This window comes from Phycicoccus sp. Soil803 (genome assembly GCF_001429685.1).
GTDB lineage: Bacteria > Actinomycetota > Actinomycetes > Actinomycetales > Dermatophilaceae > Pedococcus.
Map to the genome: position 1 here is coordinate 3,541,154 of NZ_LMST01000001.1, position 26,922 is coordinate 3,568,075.

Below are 26,922 nucleotides of genomic sequence, written 5' to 3' on the forward strand. Positions count from 1 at the left end.
TTCGCCAGCCTCAGAGCTTGATCTCGATGTTGACGTCAGCCGGCAGGTCGAGACGCATCAGCGAGTCGACGGCCTTCGGCGTCGGGTCGATGATGTCGATCAAGCGCTTGTGGGTGCGCATCTCGAAGTGCTCGCGGCTGTCCTTGTACTTGTGGGGCGAACGGATGACCACGAAGACGTTCTTCTCCGTGGGCAGCGGCACAGGGCCGACCACCGTCGCGCCAGCACGGGTCACCGTGTCGACAATCTTGCGCGCCGAGTTGTCGATGACCTCGTGGTCATACGACTTCAAGCGGATGCGGATCTTCTGTCCCGCCATCTCCGTTACGTCTCTCTCTCGCCGAACATCTAGCTTGGCCGGCTCTTGGCCATCTCCGACCCCCGCGGTCGGGTGTGTCGCACCCGCTTCGCGGCCGGACGACACGCGTTTTCACGCAGTCGTGCGGTTCGGATTGACCGGCAGAGCCGGGGCTTGCGCTTCCCTGGAGTGTCGCCCCGTGCTGAACGCACGGTTCGAGGTGTGTCACCGGGGGTGGCGGCGTCGACATGGGTCAACGGCGCGCGTCAAGCAACCGGTCCAGTGTGCCAGAGCGGGCGGCGACCTACCAAATCGAGGCGGTGGCACCCGGCATACCCGCACCGGTGGCGCGTCGCGCGCCGTCCGCGACGTCCCCACGGGGCCGGCCCGAGTATGCCGCGGGCTCACCTGCGCGGCAGACGCACCCACCGACCGCCCGGGCCGACCGAAGCCCCGGCCGCGCCCACGGGGATGGACGCGGCCGGGGCGGCCAGGGCGGTGCAGGAGGGGCTGGTCGCTCAGGGGCGACCGCCGCCGAGGACGCCGGCGTCGAAGGCCTTGAGGACCGAGGCCCGGTCCGCGGCGGACAGCGTGCCGGCCTGCACCGCCGCGTCGAGCCGGGTGGTCAGCTCGGTCCTGCGGCTCGCCTCCCGGTCGGCCCTGATGGCGTCGAGGGCGGCCTGGACCTTGGCCTGGCTCACCCCGAGCTCCTTGGCCAGCGCGGTGACGCGGGCCTTCTCGCGGGCTTGGCGCTCGGCGTCGGTCGGCTTGCTGCCCTGCGCCGGCGGGGTGCTCGGCTGCTGCGCCGCCCGCACCTTCTCCAGCGCGGCGGTCACCTTGGCCTCGGTGAGGCCGAGCTTGGTGGCCAGCGCTGCAGTGTCCAGGCCGCCGGGGCCGCCGCGGTGGCCTCCACCGCCGGGTCCGCCCCGGCCGGGCGACGCCTGGGACGGGGCCGACGTGGACGTGCCACTGGGCGTCGGCGTGGCGGTGCTGTCGGCCATCGCGGCGCTGGCGCCGATCCCGGCGGCGACCGCAGCCACGCCTCCGGCGGCGGCGAGCTTCATGGACTTGCTGACGGTGGGCATCGGGGGCGCACTTCCTCTCGTTGACGGGGCGCCGCGGTGCGCCCCTCTCCCACCGAGGCTGCGCCGCCGGGCTGGTAGGAGGCCGTGGCGAACCTGTCACCACGCTGTCAGGTCGGCCCCGCGTTCACAGCCACAGCGGTCGACCGACTGGCAGGATCGAGCCATGTCGGACCCATCAGCAGTGCCGCCCCCGGAAGGGCCCGGCCGCACCCGCCAGGGGCTGGTCTACCGCGCCGGCGTCCTCGGGCACCGGCCCACCGTCCCCACCGACGCCGCCGAGCTGGAGCGGCGTGCGCAGGCGGCCATGTCGCCCCGCGCCTGGGCCTACGTCGCGGGCTCGGCCGGCGAGGGCGCGACGGCACGGGCCAACCGGGCGGCGTTCGACCGGCACCGGATCGTCCCCCGCATGCTGCCCGGCCGGGCCACCCGCGACCTGTCCACCGAGCTGCTGGGCCGCCGGCTGCCGGCGCCGGTGCTGCTCGCACCGGTGGGCGCGGCCGGGCTGGTCCATCGCGACAGCGACACCGAGATCGGCGCGGCCGCGGCGCAGCTGGGGCTGCCCTACATCATCTCGAACCAGGGGTGCTCCCCCATGGAGGACGTCGCCGCGGCCATGGGCTCGGGCCCGCGGTGGTTCCAGCTCTACTGGTCGAAGGACGAGCTGCTGGTCGACAGCCTGCTGGCCCGGGCCGAGGCCAGCGGGGCCGAGGCGGTCGTCGTCACGCTGGACACCACGATGCTCGGCTGGCGACCGCAGGACCTCAACCTCGGGTCGCTGCCGTTCTCGCAGGGGATCGGGATCGCGCAGTACACCTCGGACCCGCGCTTCCAGCAGGTCGTCGCCGAGCGGGTGGCGGCCAAGCAGGAGCAGAAGGGCGCCTCGGACGACGTCAAGGTCACCCTCGGTGCGCTGCGGTCGCTGCTGTCCATCAGCCGGGAGCACCCTGGCGACCTGCGGTCCAACCTGCGCTCCCCCACCCCGCGCGCGGCCGTCGAGACGTTCCTCGACATCTACTCCAACCCCGGCCTCACCTGGGAGCAGCTCGCGACGCTGCGCGACCGCACGTCACTGCCGTTCCTCGTCAAGGGCGTGATCCACCCGGACGACGCGCGGCGCGCGGTCGAGGTCGGCGCGAGCGGCATCGTCGTGAGCAACCACGGCGGCCGTCAGGTGGACGGCGCCATCGCCTCCCTCGACGCCCTGCCCGCCGTGCGGGCCGCGGTGGGTCCCGAGCTCCCCCTCGTGCTCGACAGCGGGGTGCGCACCGGCAGCGACGTCGTCAAGGCGATCGCCCTCGGCGCCGACGCCGTCGCGATCGGGCGCCCCTACGTCTACGGGCTGGCGCTGGCCGGGCGCGACGGGGTGCGGGACGTCCTGTCCAACATCGTGGCCGAGCTCGACCTGACGATGGGCCTGTCCGGGGTGGGGTCGGTGTCCGAGCTCGGACCCGAGCTGCTGGCGGCGGCGCCCTGATGGCCAGGCCGCGCCTCAGCACGGCCCGACTGGAGCTGCGACCACTGACTGCCGATGACAGCGACCTGCTCGTCGAGCTCGACGGCGACCGCGCGGTCATGGAGTTCCTCAGCGGTCGCGAGACCCCGCCGGACGAGGTCATCGAGGTGTGGATGCCGCAACGCACCGACCCGGCGCACGACGCACTCGGGCTCGGCTACTGGTCGGGCTTCGAGGACGGTGAGTTCGTCGGGTGGTTCTGCCTGACGCCCACCGGCGACGGCGAGGCCGAGCTGGGGTACCGACTCCGCCAGCGGGCCTGGGGTCGTGGCCTGGCCAGCGAGGGAGCCCTGCGCCTGCTCGAGCACGGGTTCGTGACCGCGCGGCTGCGGCGCATCTGGGCCGAGACGATGGCGGTGAACGTGCGCTCGCGAGCCGTCCTCGAGCGGCTCGGCCTGCGGCACGTCAGCACCGACGTGCGGCAGTGGGACGACCCCCTGCCCGGGGCCGAGCTCGGCGAGGTCGTCTACGAGCTGACCGCGCAGGAGTTCGAGCAGGCGCGGACCGGCCCAGTCAGGGCGCCGGAACGGCCTTGAGGTCGTCGAACGACATCGTGATGGGGGCGTTGGTCGCGCTGCCCGACAGGTAGAGGTAGAGGCCGACGCCACCGGCCACCTGGAACCCTGCCGTCGAGTCCGTCGCCGTCTTCTGCCACGTCGTGGGCTCGGTCGTCCCGGACTTCCAGACCCGCGCCCGAATCGTCGTGGGTGAGGTGCCGGTGACCTGGACCCGGGCGAGCAGCTTCTCGCCCGCCGCCATCGTGATCCCCGGGATCTGGGTCTCGGCGGCCAGGACGGTCTCTGCGTTGGCCGCGGTGGCCCGCTGCAGGGACAACCAGACGCCACCGTTCGACGTGTAGTGCACCTTCGCCCGGTAGTCGCCCACGCCGGCCACCCGCCGGCCGTTGAGCGAGGCGTAGGCCCCGCTGCCGCTGGCGACCTTGTCGAGGGCGATGGTGGCGCTCAGGTCGGTGCCCGAGGAGGAGACACCGGCCAGCGCGAGCCACGGACCGGATCCCGCAGCGAGCCGCACCTGACCGACCCCTGAGCCGACGGACAGGTTCGTGGCGGACCCGCTGAAGGTCCACGCCCCGCCCGTGTCGGCGTTCCCCCAGCCGCTGGCCAGGGTGCGCCCGAACGCATCGGCCGCGAGGACGGTCGGCGGGGGCGGCGCGGTGACCGTGACCGAGGTCGTCGTGGTCCCGGTGGCCCCGTTGTTGTCGGTGACGGTGAGCCGCACCGGGTAGGTGCCGGCCGCGGAGAACGTGTGGCTGGGGGTCGCACCACTGCCGTCGGCGGTCGCGTCACCCCAGTTCCACGCGTACGACGCGATGCTGCCGTCCGGGTCGTTCGAGCCCGTGCCGTTGAAGGTGCAGGCCAGGTCCGTGCAGCTGTTCGTGAAGCTCGCCGTGGGCGGCTGGTTGGGCGTCGGGGCGACCGTCACCGACCGGGTGGTGCTGCCGGTGGCACCGTCGTCGTCGGTCACGGTGAGGGTGATCGTGTAGGTGCCGGCCGCGGCATACGTCCGGCTCGACGTGACGCCGGTGCCGGTGCCACCGTCGCCGAACTGCCAGGCGTAGGAGCTGATCGTGCCGTCGGGGTCGCTGCTGGCCGCGGCGTTCACGGTGCAGGCGAGCTGGGTGCAGCTCGGCGTGAAGTCGGCCACCGGCGGCTGGTTGGGCGGCGCCGCACCACGCGTGATGGTGAACGCGTCGGTGAAGGTGAGGCCCGCAGCCCGGCGGAAGTTCGCGGTGAGGACGTCGGCCGTGACCGAGAAGTCGAGCACGCCGAAGGTGGGGTTGATGTTGAGCCCCGCGTAGGCGGCGAAGTAGCCGGCCTCGGGGTCGGTGGTGTTGACGTCGCGCTGGTTGATCCCGCCGGTGCCGACCGTCGCGAAGACGGTCCCCGCGCCGGCTGCGAGGTCGTTGTCGGAGTCGACGACGCACGAGGCGTTGAACGTGCCGGGCACGAGCTGGGTGCACCCCGCTCGGGTGGTGAGCTGCTTGGTGCGCTGGTAGAGGTGCTCGTGACCACCGAGGACGAGGTCGACCTTCTTGGTGAGCAGCAGGTTGGCCAGGTCGGAGCCCATCTCGCAGGCGTACTGCCCCAGGCTCAGGCACGGCGTGTGGTTGCCGACGACGACCCAAGGGATGCCCGCCGCCCGAGCGGAGTCGATCGCCGCGGCGGTCCAGGTGTACTGCGGGGTGCCGACCGCGTAGCTCAGCGTGCCGGTGGTGAACGGGATCCCGGCCGCCACGGCGATGTAGCGCACCAGGGGCGCGTTGGCGGGCACGTCGACGTAGTACTGGCGGCCGTAGGTGCCCTTCAGGCCGGGCAGCTGGTTGGGCAGGCACGCCGAGAAGTCGTTGATGTTGCCGTTCTGCCCGTTGCTCTCGTGGTTGCCGGAGACCAGCTCGAAGGGATAGCCCTCGCCCACCCCGGCCTTGACCGCGTTGCACCACGCGTCCTCGGCGCCGGTGGCGCCGTAGGACATGTCACCGAGCGCGGCGTGGAAGTCGTTGTCCAGCGATCCGATCAGGTTGAAGACGCTGGTCGCGTTTCCGCCCGCGGAGAAGTCGCCCGCGGCGCTGAACCGCACCGTCGGGTCACCGGGTGCCGACGCCACCGGAGCCGCGAGCACGGTGAGCAGCACCGCAGTCGCCAGCGCCACGCGGCGGAACCGTCCGGTCATGGCCCGAAACTAACCCCGGACCGGCCCGGCCACCTCCCCCACCAGCCGTACCCGGGAACGGGCACATCCGGCATACCGGGCAAAAGCAACAGGGCCCCGCAGCCGTAGCTGCGGGGCCCTGTCGGTGGAGCTGGGTGCGTCAGACCACCGTGGTGCTGGACCGCGGTGTTCCTGTGACTACTTGGTGATCTTGGTGACGCGGCCGGCGCCGACGGTACGGCCGCCCTCGCGGATGGCGAAGCGCAGGCCCTCCTCCATGGCGATCGGCTGGATGAGCTCGACGTTCATCTCCGTGTTGTCACCGGGCATGACCATCTCGGTGCCCTCGGGGAGGTGCACCACGCCGGTCACGTCGGTGGTACGGAAGTAGAACTGCGGGCGGTAGTTGTCGTAGAACGGCGTGTGACGGCCGCCCTCGTCCTTCGAGAGGATGTAGACGTTCGCCTCGAAGTCCGTGTGCGGGGTGATCGAGCCCGGCTTGCAGATGACCTGCCCGCGCTCGACGTCCTCGCGCTTGGTGCCACGCAGCAGCAGGCCGACGTTCTCGCCCGCACGACCCTCGTCGAGCAGCTTGCGGAACATCTCGATGCCGGTGACGGTGGTCTTGGCAGGCGGACCCTCGTGGATGCCGACGATCTCGATCTCCTCGTTGACGTTGAGGATGCCGCGCTCGATACGACCGGTGACGACGGTGCCACGACCGGTGATCGTGAAGACGTCCTCGACGGGCATGAGGAACGGCTTGTCGACCTCGCGCTCCGGCTCCGGGATGGCGCTGTCAACAGCGTCCATCAGCTCCAGGACCGACTTGCCCCACTCGGCGTCGCCCTCGAGCGCCTTCAGCGCCGAGACCTTGACGACCGGCAGGTCGTCGCCCGGGAACTCGTAGTCGGACAGCAGCTCACGGACCTCCATCTCGACGAGCTCGAGGATCTCCTCGTCGTCGACCATGTCGGCCTTGTTGAGCGCCACGACGATGTAGGGGACGCCGACCTGGCGGGCCAGGAGGACGTGCTCCTTCGTCTGCGGCATCGGACCGTCGGTGGCCGCGACAACGAGGATCGCACCGTCCATCTGCGCCGCACCCGTGATCATGTTCTTCACGTAGTCAGCGTGTCCGGGGCAGTCGACGTGGGCGTAGTGACGGCTCTCCGTCTGGTACTCGATGTGCGCGATCGAGATCGTGATACCGCGCTGCTTCTCTTCGGGTGCCTTGTCGATGTCGTCGAACGCGAACTGCGGGTTCAGGTCCGGGTACTTGTCGTGCAGGACCTTGGAAATCGCAGCCGTCAGCGTCGTCTTACCGTGGTCGATGTGACCAATGGTGCCGATGTTGACGTGCGGCTTAGTCCGCTCGAACTTTGCCTTCGCCACTTGATGTCCTCCTCAGGACTCTTCTTTGGTTGAACGCCGTGTTCCCAGGCGGGACGTGGCGCGGATTGGGGGTTGTGGAGCTCTGCAGTCCGTGGTGCGACCGGTAATGCTACCGGTCACTCACCACGGGTCTTCTTGATGATCTCCTCGGCCACAGCCTTGGGGACCTCGGCGTAGGAGTCAAACTCCATCGAGTAGTTCGCCCGACCCTGGGTCTTGGACCGCAGGTCGCCGACGTAGCCGAACATCTCCGAGAGGGGGACCAGGCCGCGAACGACCTTGGCACCACTGATGTCCTCCATGGCCTGGATCTGGCCACGGCGGGAGTTGATGTCACCGATGACGTCGCCCATGTAGTCCTCGGGCGTGCGCACCTCGACGGCCATCATCGGCTCGAGGAGCACGGGGTCGGCCTTGCGGACGGCCTCCTTGAGCGCCATCGAGCCGGCGATCTTGAACGCCATCTCGGAGGAGTCGACGTCGTGGTAGGCGCCATCGAGCAGCGTCGCCTTGATGCCGACTAGCGGGTAGCCCGCGAGCACGCCGTACTGCATGGCGTCCTGGATACCGGCGTCGACCGACGGGATGTACTCGCGCGGGACACGGCCACCGGTGACCTTGTTCTCGAACTCGTACAGCTCGCCCGACTCGGTGGTGTCGAGGGGCTCGATGCTGATCTGGATCTTGGCGAACTGGCCGGAGCCACCCGTCTGCTTCTTGTGGGTGTAGTCGAACTTCTCCACCGTGCGACGGATCGTCTCGCGGTAGGCCACCTGCGGCTTGCCGACGTTGGCCTCGACCTTGAACTCGCGCTTCATGCGGTCCACGAGGATGTCGAGGTGGAGCTCGCCCATGCCGGCGATGATCGTCTGGCCGGTCTCCTCGTCGTGGTGGACCTGGAAGGTCGGGTCCTCGGCGGAGAGCTTCTGGATGGCCGTGGAGAGCTTCTCCTGGTCACCCTTGGTCTTCGGCTCGATGGCCACCTGGATGACCGGGTCCGGGAACGTCATCGACTCGAGCACGATCTGCTCGTTCGGGTCGCTCAGGGTGTCACCGGTCGTGGTGTCCTTCAGGCCGATCGCCGCGTAGATGTGACCCGCGAGGGCCTCGTCCACGGGGTTCTCCTTGTTGGCGTGCATCTGGAAGAGCTTGCCGATGCGCTCCTTGCGGCCCTTGGTCGTGTTGACGACCGCGGAGCCGGAGGAGATCTGGCCGGAGTAGACCCGGATGAAGGTCAGCGTGCCGAAGAACGGGTGCGTCGCGACCTTGAAGGCCAGCGCCGAGAACGGCTCGCTGGTGTCGGGCTTGCGCGTCATCTCGACCTCCTCGTGGTTCGGCTTGTGGCCGACCATCGGGGGGACGTCGAGCGGCGACGGCAGGTAGTCGACGACGGCGTCGAGCATCGGCTGCACACCGCGGTTCTTGAACGCGGAGCCACACAGGATCGGGTAGAGCTCGGAGTTGACCGTGAGCTTGCGGATCGCGCCCTTGATCTCCTCCGGGGTGAGGTCCTCGCCACCGAGGTACTTCTCCATGAGGACGTCGTCGGACTCGGCGACGCGCTCGACGAGGGCGTGGCGGTACTCCTCCACCTTCTCGAGCATGTCGGCCGGGATCTCCTGGATCTCGTACTTGGCACCCATGGTGACGTCACCCTTGGCGTCACCGGGCCACACGAGGGCACGACGGTAGATGAGGTCGACGACGCCGACGAACTCGCTCTCGGTGCCGATCGGCAGCTGGAGCACGAGGGGCTCCGCGCCGAGGCGGTCCTTGATGGTCTGGACCGTGAAGTAGAAGTCCGCGCCGAGCTTGTCCATCTTGTTGACGAACGCGATGCGGGGGACGTCGTACTTGTCGGCCTGACGCCACACGGTCTCGGACTGGGGCTCGACGCCCTCCTTGCCGTCGAAAACGGCGACGGCACCGTCGAGGACGCGCAGCGAGCGCTCCACCTCGACCGTGAAGTCCACGTGACCGGGGGTGTCGATGATGTTGATCTGGGTGCCCTCCCAGAAGGAGGTCACGGCGGCAGACGTGATCGTGATGCCGCGCTCCTTCTCCTGCTCCATCCAGTCGGTGGTCGACGCACCGTCGTGGGTCTCACCGATCTTGTGGTTGACCCCGGTGTAGAAGAGGATGCGCTCAGTCGTCGTCGTCTTGCCGGCGTCGATGTGCGCCATGATCCCGATGTTGCGGACCTTGGTCAGGTCCGTCAGGACGTCGAGTGCCAATGTGATCGTCTCATCTCGCTCGTTAGAAAAAGTTCGTGGTGGTGCGTGGGGGCGGGGCCTCGACCACGCACCTCCGGTATGCCGCGTGCGCGCGGTGGCACGCGGCATACCGGTCGCTGTTACCAGCGGTAGTGCGCGAAGGCCTTGTTGGACTCGGCCATCTTGTGGGTGTCCTCGCGACGCTTCACTGCGGCGCCGAGGCCGTTGGACGCGTCGAGGATCTCGTTCATGAGCCGCTCGGTCATGGTCTTCTCACGGCGCTGCCGCGAGTAGCCGACCATCCAGCGCAGGGCCAGCGTGGTCGCGCGGTTGGGCTTGACCTCGATCGGCACCTGGTAGGTGGCGCCACCGACCCGACGCGACTTGACCTCGAGCGTCGGACGGATGTTGTCCAGGGCGCGCTTGAGGGTCACGACGGGGTCGGAGCCGGTCTTCTCCTTGACGCCCTCGAGGGCGCCGTAGACGATCGTCTCGGCGATGGACTTCTTGCCATCGAGGAGGATCTTGTTGACCAGCTGGGTCACCAACGGGGAGTTGTGGACCGGGTCGACGACGAGGGGGCGCTTGGGCGCGGGTCCCTTGCGAGGCATTACTTCTTCTCCATCTTCGCGCCGTAACGGGAGCGGGCCTGCTTGCGGTTCTTGACACCCTGGGTGTCGAGCGAGCCGCGGACGATCTTGTAACGGACACCCGGGAGGTCCTTCACTCGACCGCCACGCACGAGCACGATCGAGTGCTCCTGCAGGTTGTGGCCGACGCCCGGGATGTAGGCCGTGACCTCGATGCCGCTGGTGAGGCGCACACGGGCGACCTTGCGCAGGGCAGAGTTCGGCTTCTTCGGGGTGGTGGTGTACACACGCGTGCACACGCCACGGCGCTGGGGCGAGCCCTTGAGGGCAGGAGTCTTGGTCTTGGTGACCTTGTCCTGACGCCCCTTGCGCACAAGCTGGTTGATCGTAGGCAACCTGTTCTCCGTACGTAGTTGATGTTCTGTGCCGCCGGGCCGCGGCTGCGGTCCTGCTGGCACTCCTTGGTGTGGTGCCTTGCCCGACCCCCGCACTCGGGTGTGTCGTGCTCGGCGCTCTCCCCTGCACCCTCCACGCACGAACCATGGCGGTTCGGTTGCGGAGTGCCCGGCGAGAGGGGTGCTGGTCCAGCGGCCGACATGCTCACGGTGTTGGTCGTGATGTGGTCGGCTCCGACTCCAGCGCATGACTGAGGCAGACCTCAGACACAGTGTTCAAAGATACCGCCTGCGTGGTACCCGACCAAATCGGTTACCCCCGGCCCCACGCGGCACCGGACGGTACAACGCCGCAGGTCGTTCCCGTATGCCGGGCCACCCTCCCCCGCACTTCTGGCCACGGGGGTGGCACGGGTGCCACCCCAGCGGGGATCCGGTGCGGCACCAGTGGCCAGAAGTCGAGGGGACACACGAGCGGAGGGCGGGTATGCCGCGTGGTGACCACGCGGCATACCCGCCCTCAGCGGGTGGCGCCGGTCGCTCAGTCCAGGCCGAGCTCGGCGTCGTCGAGGCGGATGGCCTCGCCGGAGCCGGGGCCGAACACCGGGTAGTCGTACTCGTAGCTGGGCATCGAGTACATCGCGGCCTTGGCCTCCTCGGTGGCCTCGACCTTGACGTTCCGGTAGCGCGGGAGACCCGTGCCGGCCGGGATCAGCTTTCCGAGGATGACGTTCTCCTTCAGACCCAGCAGCGGGTCCGACTTGGCGTTCATCGCGGCCTCGGTCAGCACGCGGGTCGTCTCCTGGAAGGAGGCGGCCGAGAGCCAGGAGTCCGTGGCCAGCGACGCCTTGGTGATACCCATCAGCTCGGGGCGACCCGAGGCCGGGCGGCCACCTTCGGCGACGACGCGACGGTTCTCGGTCTCGAACCGACCACGCTCGGCCAGCTCACCCGGGAGCAGGTCGGCGTCGGCGGACTCGATGATCGTGATCCGGCGCAGCATCTGGCGGACGATGACCTCGATGTGCTTGTCGTGGATCGACACACCCTGCTGGCGGTAGACGTGCTGCACCTCGTCGACGAGGTGCATCTGCACCGCACGCGGGCCGAGGATGCGAAGGACCTGCTTGGGGTCGATCGAACCCTGCGTCATCCGGTGCCCGACCTCGACATGGTCGCCGTCGGCGATCAGCAGACGCGCGCGCTTGCTCACCGGGTAGGCGTGCTCCTCGGAGCCGTCGTCCGGGGTGAGCATGATGCGACGGGTCTTGTCGGTGTCCTCGATGGCCACCCGACCGGACGCCTCGGCGATCGGGGCGACACCCTTGGGGGTGCGCGCCTCGAACAGCTCGACGACACGGGGCAGACCCTGCGTGATGTCGTCACCAGCCACACCACCGGTGTGGAAGGTACGCATCGTCAGCTGGGTGCCGGGCTCACCGATCGACTGGGCCGCGATGATGCCGACGGCCTCGCCGATGTCGACCAGCTTGCCGGTCGCGAGCGACCGGCCGTAGCAGAGGGCACAGGTGCCGACGTGCGACTCGCAGGTGAGGACCGAGCGGACCTTGACCTCCTCGACGCCAGCGGCGACGAGTGCGTCGATGACCACGTCACCGAGGTCGATACCGGCCTCGGCGAGGACGGAGCCGTCCTTCTCGACGTCGGCGGCGAGCGTGCGCGCGTAGACCGAGGTCTCCACGTCGTCGTGCTCGACCAGGGCGCCGGCCGCGTTCTTCTGCGCGATCGGCATGGTCAGGCCACGCTCGGTGCCACAGTCGTCCTCGCGGATGATGACGTCCTGCGAGACGTCCACCAGACGACGGGTCAGGTAACCCGAGTCGGCGGTACGCAGCGCGGTGTCGGCAAGACCCTTACGCGAACCGTGCGTCGAGATGAAGAACTCGAGCACGGACAGGCCCTCGCGGAAGTTCGCGCGGATCGGTCGCGGGATGATGTCGCCCTTCGGGTTGGACACCAGACCACGCATACCGGCGATCTGCCGCAGCTGCATCCAGTTACCACGCGCACCCGAGGACACCATCTTGTAGATGGTGTTGGTCTTCGGGAGGTTGGCCTCCATCTCCTTGGCGACCTCGTTGGTGGCCTGGGTCCAGATCTCGATGAGCTCCTGGCGACGCTCGTCGTCGGTGATCAGACCGCGCTCGTACTGGACCTGGACCTTGGTGGCCTTGGTCTCGTAGCCCTCGAGGATCTCGAGCTTGCGCGGCGGGGTCACGACGTCGGAGATGGCGACCGTGGTGCCCGAGCGGGTCGCCCAGTGGAAGCCGTACTCCTTGAGCGCGTCGAGGGACGCAGCCACCTGGACCTTGCTGTAGCGCTCGGCCAGGTCGTTGACGATGGTCGAGAGGCGCTTCTTGTCGACGACCGCGTCCACGAACGGGTAGTCGACCGGCAGGGTCTGGTTGAACAGCGCCCGACCGAGGCTGGTCTCGACGATGAGCGAGGCCACCTGGCCCTGCTCGTTCGTCTCGACACCCTCGCCCAGCTCCGTGCCGGGGATCGGCACGACGTCGAGCAGACGGATCTTGACCTTGCTGCCGAGCTCCAGCTCGCCGGCGTCGAACGCCATCCGGGCCTCGGAGACTGACGAGAACGCGCGGCCGGAGCCCTTGCCGTTCTCCACCTCGGAGGTGAGGTGGTAGAGCCCGATGATCATGTCCTGGGTGGGCATGGTCACCGGACGACCGTCGGCCGGCTTGAGGATGTTGTTGCTCGAGAGCATGAGGATGCGGGCCTCGGCCTGCGCCTCCGTGCTCAGCGGCACGTGCACGGCCATCTGGTCACCGTCGAAGTCGGCGTTGAAGGCCGAGCAGACGAGCGGGTGGATCTGGATGGCCTTGCCCTCGACCAGCTGCGGCTCGAAGGCCTGGATGCCGAGGCGGTGCAGGGTGGGTGCGCGGTTGAGCAGCACGGGGTGCTCGGTGATGACCTCTTCGAGGACGTCCCACACGACCGGGCGGGCCCGCTCCACCATGCGCTTGGCCGACTTGATGTTCTGCGCGTGGTCGAGGTCGACCAGGCGCTTCATCACGAACGGCTTGAAGAGCTCGAGCGCCATCTGCTTGGGCAGACCGCACTGGTGCAGCTTGAGCTGCGGGCCGACGACGATGACCGAACGGCCGGAGTAGTCGACGCGCTTGCCGAGCAGGTTCTGGCGGAACCGGCCCTGCTTGCCCTTGAGCATGTCGGACAGCGACTTGAGCGGACGGTTGCCGGGGCCCGTGACCGGGCGACCGCGACGGCCGTTGTCGAAGAGGCTGTCGACAGCCTCCTGGAGCATCCGCTTCTCGTTGTTGACGATGATCTCCGGCGCACCGAGGTCGAGCAGTCGCTTGAGTCGGTTGTTGCGGTTGATCACACGACGGTAGAGGTCGTTGAGGTCCGAGGTCGCGAACCGGCCACCGTCGAGCTGCACCATCGGGCGCAGGTCCGGCGGGATGACCGGGACGGCGTCGAGGACCATGCCGGACGGCTTGTTGGTCGTCGCCTGGAAGGCGGTCACGACCTTGAGCCGCTTGAGGGCACGGGTCTTCTTCTGGCCCTTGCCGGTGGCGATGATCTCGCGCAGCAGCTCGGCCTCGGCCACCAGGTCGAAGTCCTCGAGGCGCTTCTGGATCGCCGCGGCGCCCATGCCACCCTCGAAGTACAGACCGAAGCGGTCACGCATCTCGCGGTAGAGGATCTCGTCGCCCTCGAGGTCCTGGACCTTGAGGTTCTTGAACCGGTCCCAGACCTGCTCGATGCGCTCGATCTGCATGTCGGCGCGCTTGCGGATCTGGTTCATCTCGCGCTCGGCGGACTCACGGACCTTGCGCCGGGCGTCGGCCTTGGCACCCTCGGCCTCGAGCTCGGCGATGTCGGACTCGAGCCGCTTGGCCCGGGTGTCGACCTCGGAGTCACGCTTGTTCTCGTACTCCTTCTTCTCCACCTCGATCTGCGCCTCGAGCGAGGGCAGGTCCTTGTGACGCTGCTCCTCGTCGACCGACGTGATCATGTAGGCCGCGAAGTAGATGACCTTCTCGAGGTCCTTGGGGGCGAGGTCGAGCAGGTAGCCCAGGCGCGACGGGACGCCCTTGAAGTACCAGATGTGGGTGACGGGGGCGGCGAGCTCGATGTGGCCCATCCGCTCACGACGCACCTTGGCGCGGGTGACCTCGACGCCACAGCGCTCACAGATGATGCCCTTGAAGCGGACCCGCTTGTACTTGCCGCAGTTGCACTCCCAGTCCCGGGTGGGGCCGAAGATGCGCTCGCAGAACAGGCCCTCCTTCTCGGGCTTGAGCGTGCGGTAGTTGATCGTCTCGGGCTTCTTCACCTCGCCGTGGCTCCACTGGCGGATGTCTTCCGCCGTGGCCAGGCCGATGCGCAGTTCGTCAAAGAAGTTGACGTCGAGCACGTGGTTCCTTCTTCCGTGTCTCTTGCTTGAAACTAAGGGGTTGGTCGTGAGGGGAGGTATTGCCGCGTGGTCACCGTGGCGGTGACCACGCGGCACACCGTCAGACCTCTTCGACCGAACTGGGCTCGCGCCGGGACAGGTCGATGCCGAGCTCCTCCGCCGCGCGGAAGACGTCCTCGTCGGACTCCTTCAGCTCGATGGAGGTGCCCTCGCTGTTGAGCACCTCGACGTTCAGGCACAGCGACTGCATCTCCTTGATGAGCACCTTGAAGGACTCGGGGATGCCGGGCTCCGGGATGTTGTCGCCCTTGACGATCGCCTCGTAGACCTTCACGCGGCCCTGGACGTCGTCGGACTTGATCGTGAGCAGCTCCTGCAGCGCGTACGCGGCGCCGTAGGCCTCCAGTGCCCACACCTCCATCTCACCGAAGCGCTGGCCACCGAACTGAGCCTTACCACCCAGCGGCTGCTGGGTGATCATGCTGTAGGGGCCGGTGCTGCGGGCGTGGATCTTGTCGTCCACGAGGTGGTGCAGCTTGAGGATGTACATGTAGCCCACGGACACCGGCTCGGGGAACGGCTCGCCGGAGCGACCGTCGAAGAGCCGGGACTTGCCGGAGCCGTCGATGAGCCGGACGTCGTCGCGGGTCTTGGTCGTGGAGTCGAGCAGACCCACGATCTCGTCCTCGCGCACGCCGTCGAACACCGGCGAGGCGACTCGCGTGCCGGCCGGAGCCGAGCGGGCGTCCTCGGGGATGAGCTTGGCCCAGTCCGGGTTGCCCGCGATCTCCCAACCACGCGAGGCGGCCCAGCCGAGGTGCAGCTCGAGGATCTGGCCGACGTTCATACGACCGGGGACACCGAGCGGGTTGAGCACGACATCCACCGGGGTGCCGTCCTCGAGGAACGGCATGTCCTCGACGGGCAGGATCTTCGAGATGACGCCCTTGTTGCCGTGGCGGCCGGCGAGCTTGTCACCGTCGGTGATCTTGCGCTTGTTGGCGACGTAGACGCGGACGAGCTGGTTGACGCCCGGGGGCAGGTCGTCGCCCTCGTCCTTGTCGAACACCTTGACGCCGATGACCGTGCCGGTCTCGCCGTGGGGCACCTTGAGCGACGTGTCGCGGACCTCGCGGGCCTTCTCACCGAAGATGGCGCGCAGCAGGCGCTCCTCCGGGGTCAGCTCGGTCTCACCCTTGGGCGTGACCTTGCCGACGAGCAGGTCGCCGTCGCGGACCTCGGCACCGATGCGGATGATGCCGCGCTCGTCGAGGTCGGCCAGGACCTCCTCGGAGACGTTCGGGATGTCCCGGGTGATCTCCTCCGGCCCGAGCTTGGTGTCGCGGGCGTCGACCTCGTGCTCCTCGATGTGGATCGAGGAGAGGACGTCGTCCTGCACCAGACGCTGGCTGAGGATGATCGCGTCCTCGTAGTTGTGGCCCTCCCACGGCATGAACGCCACGAGCAGGTTGCGGCCCAGGGCCATCTCGCCACCGTCGGTCGCGGGACCGTCGGCGATGACGCCGCCGGCCTCGACCCGGTCGCCCTCGTTGACGACGACGACCTGGTTGTAGGACGTGCCCTGGTTGGAGCGCGCGAACTTGGCGATCCGGTAGGTGCGCGTCGAGCCGTCGTCACCGGCGACGGTGACGAGGTCGGCGGACACCTCGGTGACCACACCAGCGGTCTCGGCCCGGACGACGTCGCCCGAGTCGAGGGCGGCGCGGTACTCCATGCCGGTGCCGACCAGCGGAGCCTCGGACTTGACCAGCGGCACCGCCTGGCGCTGCATGTTCGAGCCCATCAGGGCGCGGTTGGCGTCGTCGTGCTCGAGGAACGGGATCAGCGCGGTCGCGGCCGACACCATCTGGCGCGGCGAGACGTCCATGTAGTCGACGTCGGCGCCGGGGATGTAGTCGATCTCGCCGCCCTTGGTGCGGACGAGCACGCGGTCCTCGGTGAACAGGCCCTCGTTGTTGATGACGGCGTTGGCCTGCGCGATGACGTGCCGGTCCTCCTCGTCGGCGGACAGGTAGTCGACCTTGTCGGTGACCTTGCCCTTGACGACCTTGCGGTACGGCGTCTCGATGAAGCCGAAGGCGTTGATCCGCCCGTAGGACGCGAGCGAGCCGATCAGGCCGATGTTCGGGCCTTCAGGGGTCTCGATCGGGCACATCCGGCCGTAGTGCGACGGGTGGACGTCACGGACCTCCATGCCGGCGCGGTCACGGGACAGACCACCCGGGCCGAGGGCCGACAGACGCCGCTTGTGCGTCAGGCCCGCGAGCGGGTTGTTCTGGTCCATGAACTGCGACAGCTGGGAGGTGCCGAAGAACTCCTTGATCGAGGCCACCACGGGGCGGATGTTGATCAGGGTCTGCGGCGTGATCGCCTCGACGTCCTGCGTGGTCATGCGCTCGCGGACGACGCGCTCCATGCGGGACAGGCCGGTGCGGACCTGGTTCTGGATCAGCTCACCCACGTTGCGCAGGCGACGGTTGCCGAAGTGGTCGATGTCGTCGACCTCGACCGGCACCTCGTCGCCGTTCTTGCCGGCGAGGGTGGACTCCCCGGCGTGCAGCGCGACGATGTACTTGATCGTGGCGACGATGTCGTCCACGGACAGCACCGAGGCGCTGAGCTCGGCGGCGACGCCCAGCTTGCGGTCGATCTTGTAGCGACCGACCTTGGCCAGGTCGTAGCGCTTCGGGTTGAAGTAGAGGTTGTCCAGGAGGGTCTGGGCGGCCTCACGGGTCGGCGGTTCGCCCGGGCGCAGCTTGCGGTAGATGTCGAGCAGCGCGTCGTCCTGGCCGGCCGTGTGGTCCTTCTCCAGGGTGAGGCGCATCGACTCGAAGTCGCCGAACTCCTCGAGGATGTCGGCCTCGGACATGCCGAGGGCCTTGAGGAGCACCGTGACCGACTGCTTGCGCTTGCGGTCGACGCGGACGCCGACCATGTCGCGCTTGTCGATCTCGAACTCCAGCCAGGCACCGCGGCTCGGGATGACCTTGGCGGTGTAGATGTCCTTGTCGGACGTCTTGTCGGGCGTGCGCTCGAAGTAGACGCCCGGGCTGCGGACCAGCTGCGAGACGACGACACGCTCGGTGCCGTTGATCACGAAGGTGCCGCGCTCGGTCATGAGCGGGAAGTCGCCCATGAAGACCGTCTGGCTCTTGATCTCGCCAGTCGTGGTGTTCATGAACTCCGCGGTGACGAACAGGGGCGCCGAGTAGGTCTGGTCGCGCTCCTTGCAGTCCTCGATGGAGTACTTGACCTCCTCGAAGCGGTGGTCGCGGAACGACAGCGACATGGAGCCGCTGAAGTCCTCGATGGGAGAGATTTCCTCGAAGATCTCCTCGAGGCCGGAGCGATCCGGCACATCCCCACGGCCAGCGGCCTTGGCCTCTGCGACACGGGCCTGCCAGCGCTCGTTACCGAGCAGCCAGTCGAAGCTTTCCGTTTGCAGCGCCAGGAGGTCGGGGACCTCGAGGGGTTCGCGGATCTTCGCGAACGACAGACGGCCGGAAGCCGTCCGTGCGGTGGACACAGTCTGAGTCGCGTTGCGCGAGGCAGCCAAGGAGGGGTCCTTCCACGGGCCTTGTCTTAAAACTGATGGTTCGAAACCGGTGCAGCGCCAGCCGCCAGCCGGACCACGCAGGAGACTGGGCCACGAATCCGTGCCGCAGGGCACGACGAAGGGCTGAGGTCTGAGGTGAGGTCAGGAAGAGGGCAGCGCAAAGGGTTACCATACACGAAAGAGGGCAGCCTCGTCCAACCGTGTCCAGCGGGCTCGCGCCACGAACTGTCGACGGGGGTCAGGCCCGGGCCACAAGCCGCGGGCTGATCCGACGCAGATGAGGATGACGCGCCAAACCCCCCACGTCAAGACAATCTCCGCGCGCGTCGCCGAACGGACGACGGCGATGCACCCGAGTGGGGTGCATCGCCGCAGGTCAGAGGGGCTCTAGAAGGCCTCGACCTTGCTGATCAGCCAGCGGTCGCCGACCTTCGACATCGTCGCGATGACGCGGTTCTGGTCGATGACAGGCTGCTTCTGGTCGGTGCCGACGCGGGCCTGGTTGACGAAGGCGAGCACCTTGACCGTGGTGTCGGAGGAGCTCATCACGCCGATGTCGGAGACCTTGGCCTGCACGACGGTCTGGTTCTTGACCGCGAGCGGCTTGATGTCCTTGGCCATGGCGGCGCTGAACTCGCCCTTGAACGACCCGGTCAGGAGGCCCTCGATCTGGGCCGCCTGGGCGTCGATGGTCTTGTAGTTGTAGCTGAGCATCTGCTCGATCGAGGTGCGGGCCTGGCTGGCCGCGGCCCGGTCGGTGCGGGCCTGGGCGGCGGGGTCGTGCAGGCTGATGCCGGCGACCGTGCCGAGCAGCGCCAGCACCGCGACGAGCGCGACGACCGGTGCCAGCCAGCGACGGCGGTCGTGGGCCGGCTCGGTGGCCGCCCGCCTCGCCCCCTGGGTGCGCCGCGTGGGCAGCTTGGGCAGTCGTGGCCGGGTCCGCTCGGTGGCCGTGACGGCGACGGGTTCAGGGGCGCGCAGCGGGGCTTGCTGCGGGGCCCGGACGCGGGACCGCTCCCCCGCCACCTTGGGACGGGTCCTGGGCCTGGTCTCAACCGACGAACTCAAGGTTCTCCACCTTCCACTCGTCGCCAACCATCCGCAGGTCGAGCCGCATCCGGTAGGTCTTGGTCTCGCCGTTGGGGACGGCGGTGTTCCTGGTCGGCGCGACGACCCCGACGAGCGCGACCGCCGAGTCCTGGTCACCGGAGACCAGGGCGGCCTCGGTGCGCGCGACGGACGACACGGTCTTGTTGGCGACCAGGACCTTGCTCAGGTCGGCCGCCGAGGTCGAGTAGCTCTTGAGGAACTCCCCCGTCGCCCCCGCCTTGACCCGTGCCACGTCGGCGTCGACCTTGGTGTAGTCGACCGTGACGAAGTTGATGGCCAGCTGCTTCGCGGCGGCCACGGCGGCGGCGTTGGCCGCCTCGGTCTGCCGCGCGGCATACCAGTCGCGACCGCGGGTCGCCCCGAGCGCGAGGCTCGCCACGAGCGCCACGGCCACCACGACCCACAGCATGCGGGGGGTGAGGCGCAGCGCCCGGGCGCGGTCGCCGGGGGTCAGGCGCGCCGGCATCGGGTCGGCGACGGTGGTGATGGTGCTCATCGAGCAGCCTCCTTCATGATCCACAACCACGAGGACTCGCTGCTCTTACCTCCGGACGGAGGCAGGGGCACCGACACCTGTGGTGTTGCCATGCCCAACGAGGCAGCCAGGCCCGGGGATACGGGTTGGTCGCCGAAAGCGAAGGGAACCGTCGAGTTCGTGCTCGACGACGGGCCGGGGGCGTTCTGCGCGCCGCGCACGCTGGTGCCCGACCCGCGGGCCGCGGTGCACCGGGCGGCGGTGTTCGCCTTGGCGTCGGTGGTGACGCTCGGGCTGCGCCGCTTGGTGCCCTGGTAGCCCTGGGTGCAGACCGGCGGGTCGTGCGCGAGGGCCAGCCCGAAGTGGGCCGAACCGTCGCCCGGCACCACCGTGTAGCCACCGGCCACGACGTCGGGGTAGGTGACCAGCAGCTGCTGGATCCCGTCGACCCGCGAGGTGGTCACCTGGCCGATGGTGATCAGGTTGGCGAGCAGGGCCGCGAGGTTGCCCCGGTTGTCCCTGACCAGGGTGTCGAGCTCCTTGGAGGCCACCGCGCCGCGGTCGAGGATCAGCCTCAGGTCGCCGTCAGAGGACTTGAGGGTCTCGGACAGGTCGGCGAAGTTGCTCGCGAACACCTTGACGTCGCCGGCGGTGTCGCGCTGGGTGTCGAGCACGATCCGGCCGTCGTCGATCAGCTTGATCGTCTCGGGGAGCGCCTCGGTGGCCGACTTGGTCAGGGCGTCGCCGCTGTCGATCAGGCGCTGGAGGTCCTCCCCACCATCGGCGAAGCCCTTGCCCAGCTCGTCGACCACGGTGGACAGGTCCTGCTTGTCCACCGAGTTCACCGTCTGGTCCAGGTCCAGGAGGAGCGTGTCCACCCGCAACGGGTATGCCGTGTCCTTGCGCGGGATCGCGTCGCCGTCGGCGAGGTCGGGCCCCGTGTCGCTGCGCGGCTGGAAGTCGAGGTACTGCTCCCCCACGGCGGACCGGTTCTCGACGACGACCTTGGTGTCCTTCGGGATCTTCACCCCGCGCTGGATCTTCGCATCGACGATGACCCCGTCCTTCGACAGCCGCAGGTCGTCGACCCGTCCCACGGTGACCCCGCGGTAGGAGACCTCGGACCCGACGAAGATGCCGCCGGACTGCTCGAAGTCAGCCGTCACGTGGATCTGCCCACCGGCGACCCGGTCGTAGAGGCCGACGTAGCGTGCGGACAGCAGCGAGACCGTGAACAGGGTGATCAGCAGGAACGCGGCCAGCTGCACCTTGACGGACCGGCGGATCATGCCGCACCCCCGTCGTAGAGCGAGCGCCACGACTGGTCGTCGCCCGAGGACCCGGACTGCTGGGCCGGGGCGCCCAGCGGGCAGCCGACGATCGGCGGGCAGCTGGTGCTCGTGGGGGTGGGCCCGCCCGGCAGCACCGGGGGGATGGTCACGCTCGGCACCGGCGGCAGGGTGGGCAGGGGCAGGGTGGGGGTGCCGGTCGGCAGGCCGCCGCCACCGGGCGGCGTGGTCGGGACGCCGAGGTTGCCGGCAAGGTTCTTCAGGTTCAGGTCCATGTCGACCGACATGTTGGTGAAGTCGCCCTTCATCGCGCCGGTCGTCGCATCGGAGAACGGGTAGGTCAGCAGCAGCTGCAGCGACTTCGGCAGGTCGTCGCCGGCCTTGGTCAACTGGGCCAGGATCGGGGCGAGGGCCTTGAGGTTCGCCGCGGTGTCGGCCTTGCTCTGCTGGATGACCTGGGTGCCGATGGCGCCGAGCCGGCCGAGCGCCTGGAGCATCTGGACGAGCTGGGTGCGCTGGTCGGCCAGGACCTTCAGGCCGCCCGGCAGTGCCTCGAGCGCGGCCGCGATGTCGTCCTTCTGGGCGGCCAGCTTGCCGGCGAGCTTGTCGATGTTGTCGATGGCGCGGACGATCTCGGCCTTCTGGTCGTCCAGCCCCCCGACGAAGATGTCGAGCTGCTTGATGACGTCCTTGATCTGGGCCTGGTTGCCCCGCATGGCGTTGTTGAGCTCGCTCTCGATCACCTTGAGCTGGGCCACGCCACCACCGTTGAGCAGCAGCGACAGGGCGCTCAGGACCTCCTCGACCTCGGGGTTGCGACCGGTCCGCGCGAGGGGGATGTTGTCGCCGTCGCCGAGGTGGCCCTCGGGCGCCGCCGAGGAGGGCGCCGAGAGCTGGACGTACTTCTCGCCGAGCAGCGAGGTCTGCTTGAGCTCCGCGACCGCGTTGTCCGGCAGGTCGATGTTCTTGGGCAGTCGCAGCGTCACCCGGGCCGTCCAGCCGTTCAGCTCGATCTTCTCGACCGAGCCGACGGTGACCTGGTCGACCTTGACCGACGACTGGGGCACGAGGTCGAGCACGTCGGCGAACTCCGCGGTGACGCGGAAGATGTCGCCGCGGTTCGCGGCCCCGCCGGGAAGCGGGAGGTCGAACGCGCCCTGGCACCCCGAGACCCCGAGGAGGGTGGCGACGACGACGACGCCGGAGAGCAGGCGCCGGGCCCGCGGCATACCGGTGGTCTCTGGTCCGTGGTTCATCGGGCTGTTCATCGGGCTGTTCATCAGGTTGTTCATCGGGATCCCTCCAGCAGGCCGCCGAGGGTGGGGTCGGCGCCGCGCATCTGCACCGTGTCGGCCCCGGCGTCCGTGGTCGGTCCAGCGGCGCCGGTGGTCTGGGACTGCGGCAGCGCCGACAGCAGGTCGAGCGGCAGCTTCACGCCGAGCTTGTCGGCCTGGTCGAGCAGGTCCTCGATCGGCTTGAGCGCCCCGTTGACCGTCGTGCACAGGGACGCTGGCTGACCGCCCTCGGTGATGAAGCTGCAGAGCAGGTTCTGGAGCTTGAGGTTCTCGTTGACGTTGGCACGGGTGTCGAGGGTGCCGGTGTCGGGGTTGTAGGCGTTCTGCAGGTTGCTGATGGCCACGGGGGCGTTGGTCAGCGTCTCGGCGAGTGCGTCGCGCTGCTCGGCGATCGTGCCGGTGACCGAGGCGAGCTGCTTGAGGTTGGTCGTCAGGCCGGCGCGGTTGTCGTGCACGAACGAGCTGACCTCGCTCAGTGCGACCGCGAGGTTCTTCAAGGCGGCCGCGAGGTCGTCGCGCTCGCCGTCGAGCTGCTCGGAGACGTTGGCGAGGTCGCTGTTGAGTCGGCGCACCTGGTCGTCGTTGGTGGCCAGCATCGTCGTGAAGGCCTGCAGGTTCTTCACCGTGCCGAACAGGTCGTTGCGGCCACCGGAGAGGGTCTCCAGCGCCTTGGACAGGTCGCGGTTGGTGTCGTGCAGCTTCTGGCCCTGGCCGCCGAGGTTCTTGGCACCGGTGTCGAGCACGTCGGCGAAGGCACCGTTCTTGTTGGCGCCGGTCGGGCCGAGCGCGACCAGCAGGTCGTCGAGGCTCGAGGAGATGCGGTCCAGCTCCACCGGGACCGCGGTGCGGTCCAGGCCGATCTGGGCGTTGTCCCGCAGCACCGGACCGGCCGTGTAGGCCGGGAGCAGCTGGACGTAGCGGTCGCTCACCAACGAGGGGGCCACGACGGCGGCCTTGGCGTCCGCGGGCACCTTGTACTTGCGGTCGAACTCGAACTTCACCTCGACCTTGTCACCCATCGGCGTCACCTCGGTGACCTTGCCCACGGCGACGCCGAGGATGCGGACGTCGGAGCCCGGGAAGAGGCCGACGGCGCGGGTGAACTCACCGGTGACGTGGACCTTGTCCTGGCGCGGCCAGAAGGCGTAGGCGCCGGCGACGAGGGCGACCACCACGAGCGCGCCGACGATCCTGGGGATGAGCCCGAGCCGGGGCAGCGCGGGCAGGACGGAACGGCCTTCCCCGGCGGACCGACGGTCGGAGCGCTTCATCAGTTGCCTCCCGGGGAGACGGGGGTGGTGAGGTTCGCGATGTAGGTGTCGAACCAGCGGCCGTTGCCCAGCACGTTGGAGAACAGCCGGGTGAACGGCCCCATCGCGGCGATCGTGGCGCTGAGGTCCTGGTCGTGCTTCTGGAGCACGGCGAGGACCTTGGTGAGCTGGTCGAGCGCCGGCTTGAGCTCGGTGCGGTTGTCGCGCACCAGGCCGGTGATCTGCTGGGCCATCGCCGAGGTGTTCGTGAACAACGTGTGGATGGCGTCGCGACGGGCGTTCAGCTCGACCATCAGCAGGTCCGCGTTCTTGATGATCGACTCGACCGCCTGGTTGCGCTGCGCGATCGTGCCGCTGACGCTGTTGGCCGACGCCAGCAGGTGGCGCAGCTCGTCGTCCCGGGAGGCGATCGTGTTCGAGAGCCGGCTCAGTCCGTCGAGCGCGGCCTTCACGTCGGGCGGGCTGTCCTTGAACTCGGTGGCGAGGACGGTCAGCGACTTCGCGAGCTGGTCGGTGTCGATCCGCTCGGAGGTGGTCGCAAGGTCGGTGAAGGCGTTGACGATGTCGTAGGACGAGACGGTGCGCTCGAGGGGGATCTCGCTGTCCTCCTTGAGCTGCCCGGCGCCGCCCGGCTCGAGCGCCAGGTACTTCGCACCCAGCAGGGTCTTCATCCGCACGCTGGCGCCGGTGCGGGTGCCGAACGCCACGGGCTCGGTGACCCTGAAGTCGACCAGGACGTGGTCGCCGGCGAGGTCGACCTTCTCGACCTTGCCGACCTTGACCCCGGCGATCCGGACGTCGTCACCCTTGATCAGGCCACCGGCCTCGCTGAAGGCCGCGCGGTAGTGGTCGCCGCCGCCCACGAACGGGATGCTCTGGATGTTGAAGGCGAGGAAGAGCACCAGACCGATGGCCAGCAGGCCGGCGGCCCCGATCGGGACCGGGTTGCGCTCGCGGAAGGGGATGCTCATGACGAGCACCTCGCTCCGGACAGGCCCGCGGGCTTGTCGACCGGGATCTTCACGGCCGGCGCACCCTTCACCGGCGACGGGACGACGATGGTGCCGCTGAAGTCGCAGAGGTAGAAGTTGAACCACGAGCCGTAGGTGGCGGTCCGGGTGATCGTGTTGATCTTGCCCGGCGAGTTCGACAGGAACTTCTCGAAGGTCGCGGTGTTCGACGGCTTGTTCAGGTTGGCGCTGAGGTCGTGGAGGTGCGCGATGTCCGCCTTGATCGAGGGCCGGGTGACCTTGAGCAGGTCAGCGGTCTCGGCGGTCAGCGAGTTGATGTTGGTCAGGGAGGCACCGATCGTCGTCCGGTCGGCCGCCAGCCCCGAGATGAACCGCTGGAGCTGGTCGATCAGCTCCTTGAGGGCGGCGTCGTGGGCGTCCACGGTGCCGAGCACGGTGTTGAGGTTGGCGATCGTGCGACCGATGACCTCGTCGCGGTCGGCCAGGGTCGAGGTCAGCGACGCGGTCTTGGACAGCAGCGAGTTGATGTTGCCGCCCTCCCCCTGCAGGACGCTGATGATGTTGGTCGACAGCTCGTTCACGTCCTTGGGCGAGAGCGCCGCGAAGAGCGGCTTGAACCCGTTGAACAGCACCGTCAGGTCGAGGGCCGACTGGGTGTGGTCGAGCCCGAGGGTGGCGCCGTCCTTGAGCGGGGTCGCGCCACCGACGTCCTGGGTGAGGGCGATGTAGCGCTCCCCCACGAGGTTCCGGTACTTGATCGTGGCCTTGGTGCCCTGGGTGAGGACGCTGGTCTTCAGCACTTGGAAGTCGACCGTGGCGTGCACCCGGTCGGAGGCCACCGCGATCGACTTCACCTCACCGACCCGCACACCGGCGATCCGGACCTCCTGTCCGGGGGCGAGACCGGTGACGTCCTCGAAGACGGCGCGGTAGGTGGCCTTGTCGCCGAACTGGGTGTTGGCGATGGTGGCCGCCAGCGTGCCCGTGGCGAGGAGGGTCGCCACGACGAAGAGGATGAACTTCACGAGGCTGGATCGGGTGCTCATCGTTGGTTCACCACCGTTCCGCGCAGCATGGGGCCGGCCAGGAGCGTGGTGATGGCCGAGCGCTTCCCGTCCGGGGAGAGCAGCGCCGCCACGACGTCCTGCTCGGCCTCCGTGCCGGCCAGGCCGGAGTCGGCGCCGACGATGGCCTGACCCGAGGTGCCGGAGAACATCGACGGCAGGGCACTGCCGGCCGAGCTCGAGTGGTTGGTGCCGTCGTCGAAGTGGTTGCCCCGCCACGGGTGCGCCTGGGTGCCGAAGCGACCCGGCAGTCCCTGGCAGCTGGGGGCGCGGCGCTCGCCCCAGCGCGGCTCCTCACCGGGGTGGTAGCCCTGGCGCTGCTGGGTGACCTCAAGGGTGATGTGGAAGGTCTTGTCGCGCCAGGCCTCGTCGATCCGCGGGATCCAGTTGGTCATGGCGGTCGCGATGCACGGGTACTGCGGTGAGTACTTCGCGAACACCTCGACGGTGGGGCGCTGCACGGCGCCGACGCGGATGATCCGCTGGCCGTTCGCGTCGAGGAAGTCGGCGGTGGTGTTGGCGAAGCCCGCGGTCCCCGCGAGGAAGCCCGACAGGGCGTCCTTCTTCTCCACGATCGTCGTCGAGGTGGTGATCAGCGCCTTGGCCGCGCGCACGAGATCCGGTGCCGCCACGGCATACGTGCTCGCGAGGTCGGCGAGACCACTGATGTCCGCCTTGATGACCGGCAGCTTGGGGTTGATCTGCTTGAAGTAGGAGTCGACGAGGACGAGGTTCTGGCCCAGCTGGGTGCCCCTGCCCTCCAGCGCGGTGGCCAGGGCGTTCAGCGTGGCGGACAGCTTCTCCGGCTGGACGGTGCGCAGCAGCGGCAGGAGGTCCTCGAACACCCGCTCCAGCTCGATCGCCACCGAGGTCCGGTCCTGCCCGATCGTGTCGCCCTTGGCGATGTGGCGACCACTCGCCTCGGCCGGGGCCACGAGGTCGACGAACCGCTCACCGAACAGCGTCTTGGGCAGCAGCCGCGCCGACACGTTGGCCGGGATCAGGTCGACCATCTCCGGCTTCAGGGCCAGCTCCAGCCGCGCGCCGTTGCCAGTGGTCTCGATCGAGCGGACCTCTCCCACGATCAGGCCGCGGATCTTCACGTCGGAGGAGGTCTGCAGCTGTGACCCGATGCGGTCGGTCAGCAGGTTGACCATGACGACGGGGGTGAACCGCTTCTGGAACGACGCCACCGACAGGCCGACCAGCAGCCCGACGACGAGGATGAACCCGACCCCGTAGGCACGGTTGCCCAGGCGTGAGAGTGCTCCGGTGGATGAGTCAGCCATGG

At 68.7% G+C, this 26,922-nt stretch carries 19 protein-coding genes; 2 read left to right on the plus strand and 17 right to left on the minus strand.

Annotation, left to right across the window (positions count from 1 at the left end; translation table 11 throughout):
- Nucleotides 1–10 precede the first annotated feature (10 nt).
- A complete protein-coding gene (gene rpsJ, locus ASG95_RS16495) occupies nucleotides 11–319 on the minus strand; it encodes a 30S ribosomal protein S10 (protein WP_009775966.1) in 309 nt (102 codons plus the stop codon).
- A gap of 497 nt (nucleotides 320–816) precedes the next feature.
- Complete coding sequence (locus ASG95_RS16500) at nucleotides 817–1,383, minus strand: hypothetical protein (RefSeq protein WP_057378150.1); 567 nt, start codon at nucleotides 1,381–1,383, stop codon at nucleotides 817–819.
- Nucleotides 1,384–1,546: 163 nt separating this feature from the next.
- On the opposite strand from ASG95_RS16500, the gene ASG95_RS16505 reads away from it, so the two are divergent.
- Nucleotides 1,547–2,857 carry an alpha-hydroxy-acid oxidizing protein gene (locus ASG95_RS16505; protein WP_057378151.1) on the plus strand — a complete coding sequence of 437 codons (1,311 nt, stop codon included), beginning with the start codon at nucleotides 1,547–1,549 and terminating at the stop codon, nucleotides 2,855–2,857.
- Nucleotides 2,857–3,432 carry a GNAT family N-acetyltransferase gene (locus tag ASG95_RS16510; protein WP_057378152.1) on the plus strand — a complete coding sequence of 192 codons (576 nt, stop codon included), beginning with the start codon at nucleotides 2,857–2,859 and terminating at the stop codon, nucleotides 3,430–3,432. Before ASG95_RS16505 ends, ASG95_RS16510 begins: the two co-directional genes overlap by 1 nt.
- Here the strand turns inward: ASG95_RS16510 and ASG95_RS21850 are convergent.
- The 15 genes from ASG95_RS21850 to ASG95_RS16585 all read right to left on the minus strand — a co-directional run bounded on the left by ASG95_RS21850 (nucleotide 3,410) and on the right by ASG95_RS16585 (nucleotide 26,920).
- The gene (locus ASG95_RS21850) at nucleotides 3,410–5,587 is read right to left on the minus strand and encodes a PKD domain-containing protein (protein ID WP_057378153.1); all 2,178 of its coding nucleotides are present in this window, start codon (nucleotides 5,585–5,587) and stop codon (nucleotides 3,410–3,412) included. The genes ASG95_RS16510 and ASG95_RS21850 overlap by 23 nt on opposite strands.
- Before the next feature lie 177 nt (nucleotides 5,588–5,764).
- A complete protein-coding gene (tuf, locus tag ASG95_RS16520) occupies nucleotides 5,765–6,961 on the minus strand; it encodes an elongation factor Tu (protein ID WP_056924005.1) in 1,197 nt (398 codons plus the stop codon).
- A 116-nt stretch (nucleotides 6,962–7,077) separates the two neighbouring features.
- Complete coding sequence (fusA, locus tag ASG95_RS16525; RefSeq protein WP_057378154.1) at nucleotides 7,078–9,195, minus strand: elongation factor G; 2,118 nt, start codon at nucleotides 9,193–9,195, stop codon at nucleotides 7,078–7,080.
- A gap of 119 nt (nucleotides 9,196–9,314) precedes the next feature.
- Entirely contained in the window at nucleotides 9,315–9,785 is a 471-nt protein-coding gene (gene rpsG / locus ASG95_RS16530; RefSeq protein ID WP_056915473.1) for a 30S ribosomal protein S7, read from the minus strand.
- Entirely contained in the window at nucleotides 9,785–10,159 is a 375-nt protein-coding gene (gene rpsL / locus ASG95_RS16535) for a 30S ribosomal protein S12 (protein WP_056883290.1), read from the minus strand. The genes rpsG and rpsL overlap by 1 nt, the downstream gene beginning before the upstream one ends.
- 541 nt (nucleotides 10,160–10,700) lie before the next feature.
- Complete coding sequence (locus ASG95_RS16540; protein WP_056924007.1) at nucleotides 10,701–14,579, minus strand: DNA-directed RNA polymerase subunit beta'; 3,879 nt, start codon at nucleotides 14,577–14,579, stop codon at nucleotides 10,701–10,703.
- A gap of 100 nt (nucleotides 14,580–14,679) precedes the next feature.
- Nucleotides 14,680–18,156 carry a DNA-directed RNA polymerase subunit beta gene (gene rpoB, locus ASG95_RS16545; protein WP_057378155.1) on the minus strand — a complete coding sequence of 1,159 codons (3,477 nt, stop codon included), beginning with the start codon at nucleotides 18,154–18,156 and terminating at the stop codon, nucleotides 14,680–14,682.
- Between the two features lie 387 nt (nucleotides 18,157–18,543).
- Nucleotides 18,544–19,224: a hypothetical protein gene (locus tag ASG95_RS16550; protein WP_157582193.1), complete on the minus strand. Its 681-nt coding sequence runs from the start codon at nucleotides 19,222–19,224 to the stop codon at nucleotides 18,544–18,546.
- Complete coding sequence (locus tag ASG95_RS16555; protein WP_056924010.1) at nucleotides 19,208–19,762, minus strand: hypothetical protein; 555 nt, start codon at nucleotides 19,760–19,762, stop codon at nucleotides 19,208–19,210. The genes ASG95_RS16550 and ASG95_RS16555 overlap by 17 nt, the downstream gene beginning before the upstream one ends.
- A complete protein-coding gene (locus tag ASG95_RS16560) occupies nucleotides 19,759–21,030 on the minus strand; it encodes an MlaD family protein (RefSeq protein ID WP_057378156.1) in 1,272 nt (423 codons plus the stop codon). Before ASG95_RS16560 ends, ASG95_RS16555 begins: the two co-directional genes overlap by 4 nt.
- Nucleotides 21,027–22,322: an MCE family protein gene (locus ASG95_RS16565; RefSeq protein WP_235543947.1), complete on the minus strand. Its 1,296-nt coding sequence runs from the start codon at nucleotides 22,320–22,322 to the stop codon at nucleotides 21,027–21,029. Before ASG95_RS16565 ends, ASG95_RS16560 begins: the two co-directional genes overlap by 4 nt.
- On the minus strand, nucleotides 22,319–23,596 hold the full coding sequence (locus tag ASG95_RS16570; RefSeq protein WP_082592726.1) for an MCE family protein: 1,278 nt from the start codon (nucleotides 23,594–23,596) through the stop codon (nucleotides 22,319–22,321). Before ASG95_RS16570 ends, ASG95_RS16565 begins: the two co-directional genes overlap by 4 nt.
- On the minus strand, nucleotides 23,596–24,567 hold the full coding sequence (locus tag ASG95_RS16575; RefSeq protein ID WP_056924012.1) for an MCE family protein: 972 nt from the start codon (nucleotides 24,565–24,567) through the stop codon (nucleotides 23,596–23,598). Before ASG95_RS16575 ends, ASG95_RS16570 begins: the two co-directional genes overlap by 1 nt.
- Nucleotides 24,564–25,613: an MlaD family protein gene (locus ASG95_RS16580; protein ID WP_057378157.1), complete on the minus strand. Its 1,050-nt coding sequence runs from the start codon at nucleotides 25,611–25,613 to the stop codon at nucleotides 24,564–24,566. The genes ASG95_RS16575 and ASG95_RS16580 overlap by 4 nt, the downstream gene beginning before the upstream one ends.
- Nucleotides 25,610–26,920: an MCE family protein gene (locus ASG95_RS16585; protein WP_057378158.1), complete on the minus strand. Its 1,311-nt coding sequence runs from the start codon at nucleotides 26,918–26,920 to the stop codon at nucleotides 25,610–25,612. The genes ASG95_RS16580 and ASG95_RS16585 overlap by 4 nt, the downstream gene beginning before the upstream one ends.
- Nucleotides 26,921–26,922 lie beyond the last annotated feature (2 nt).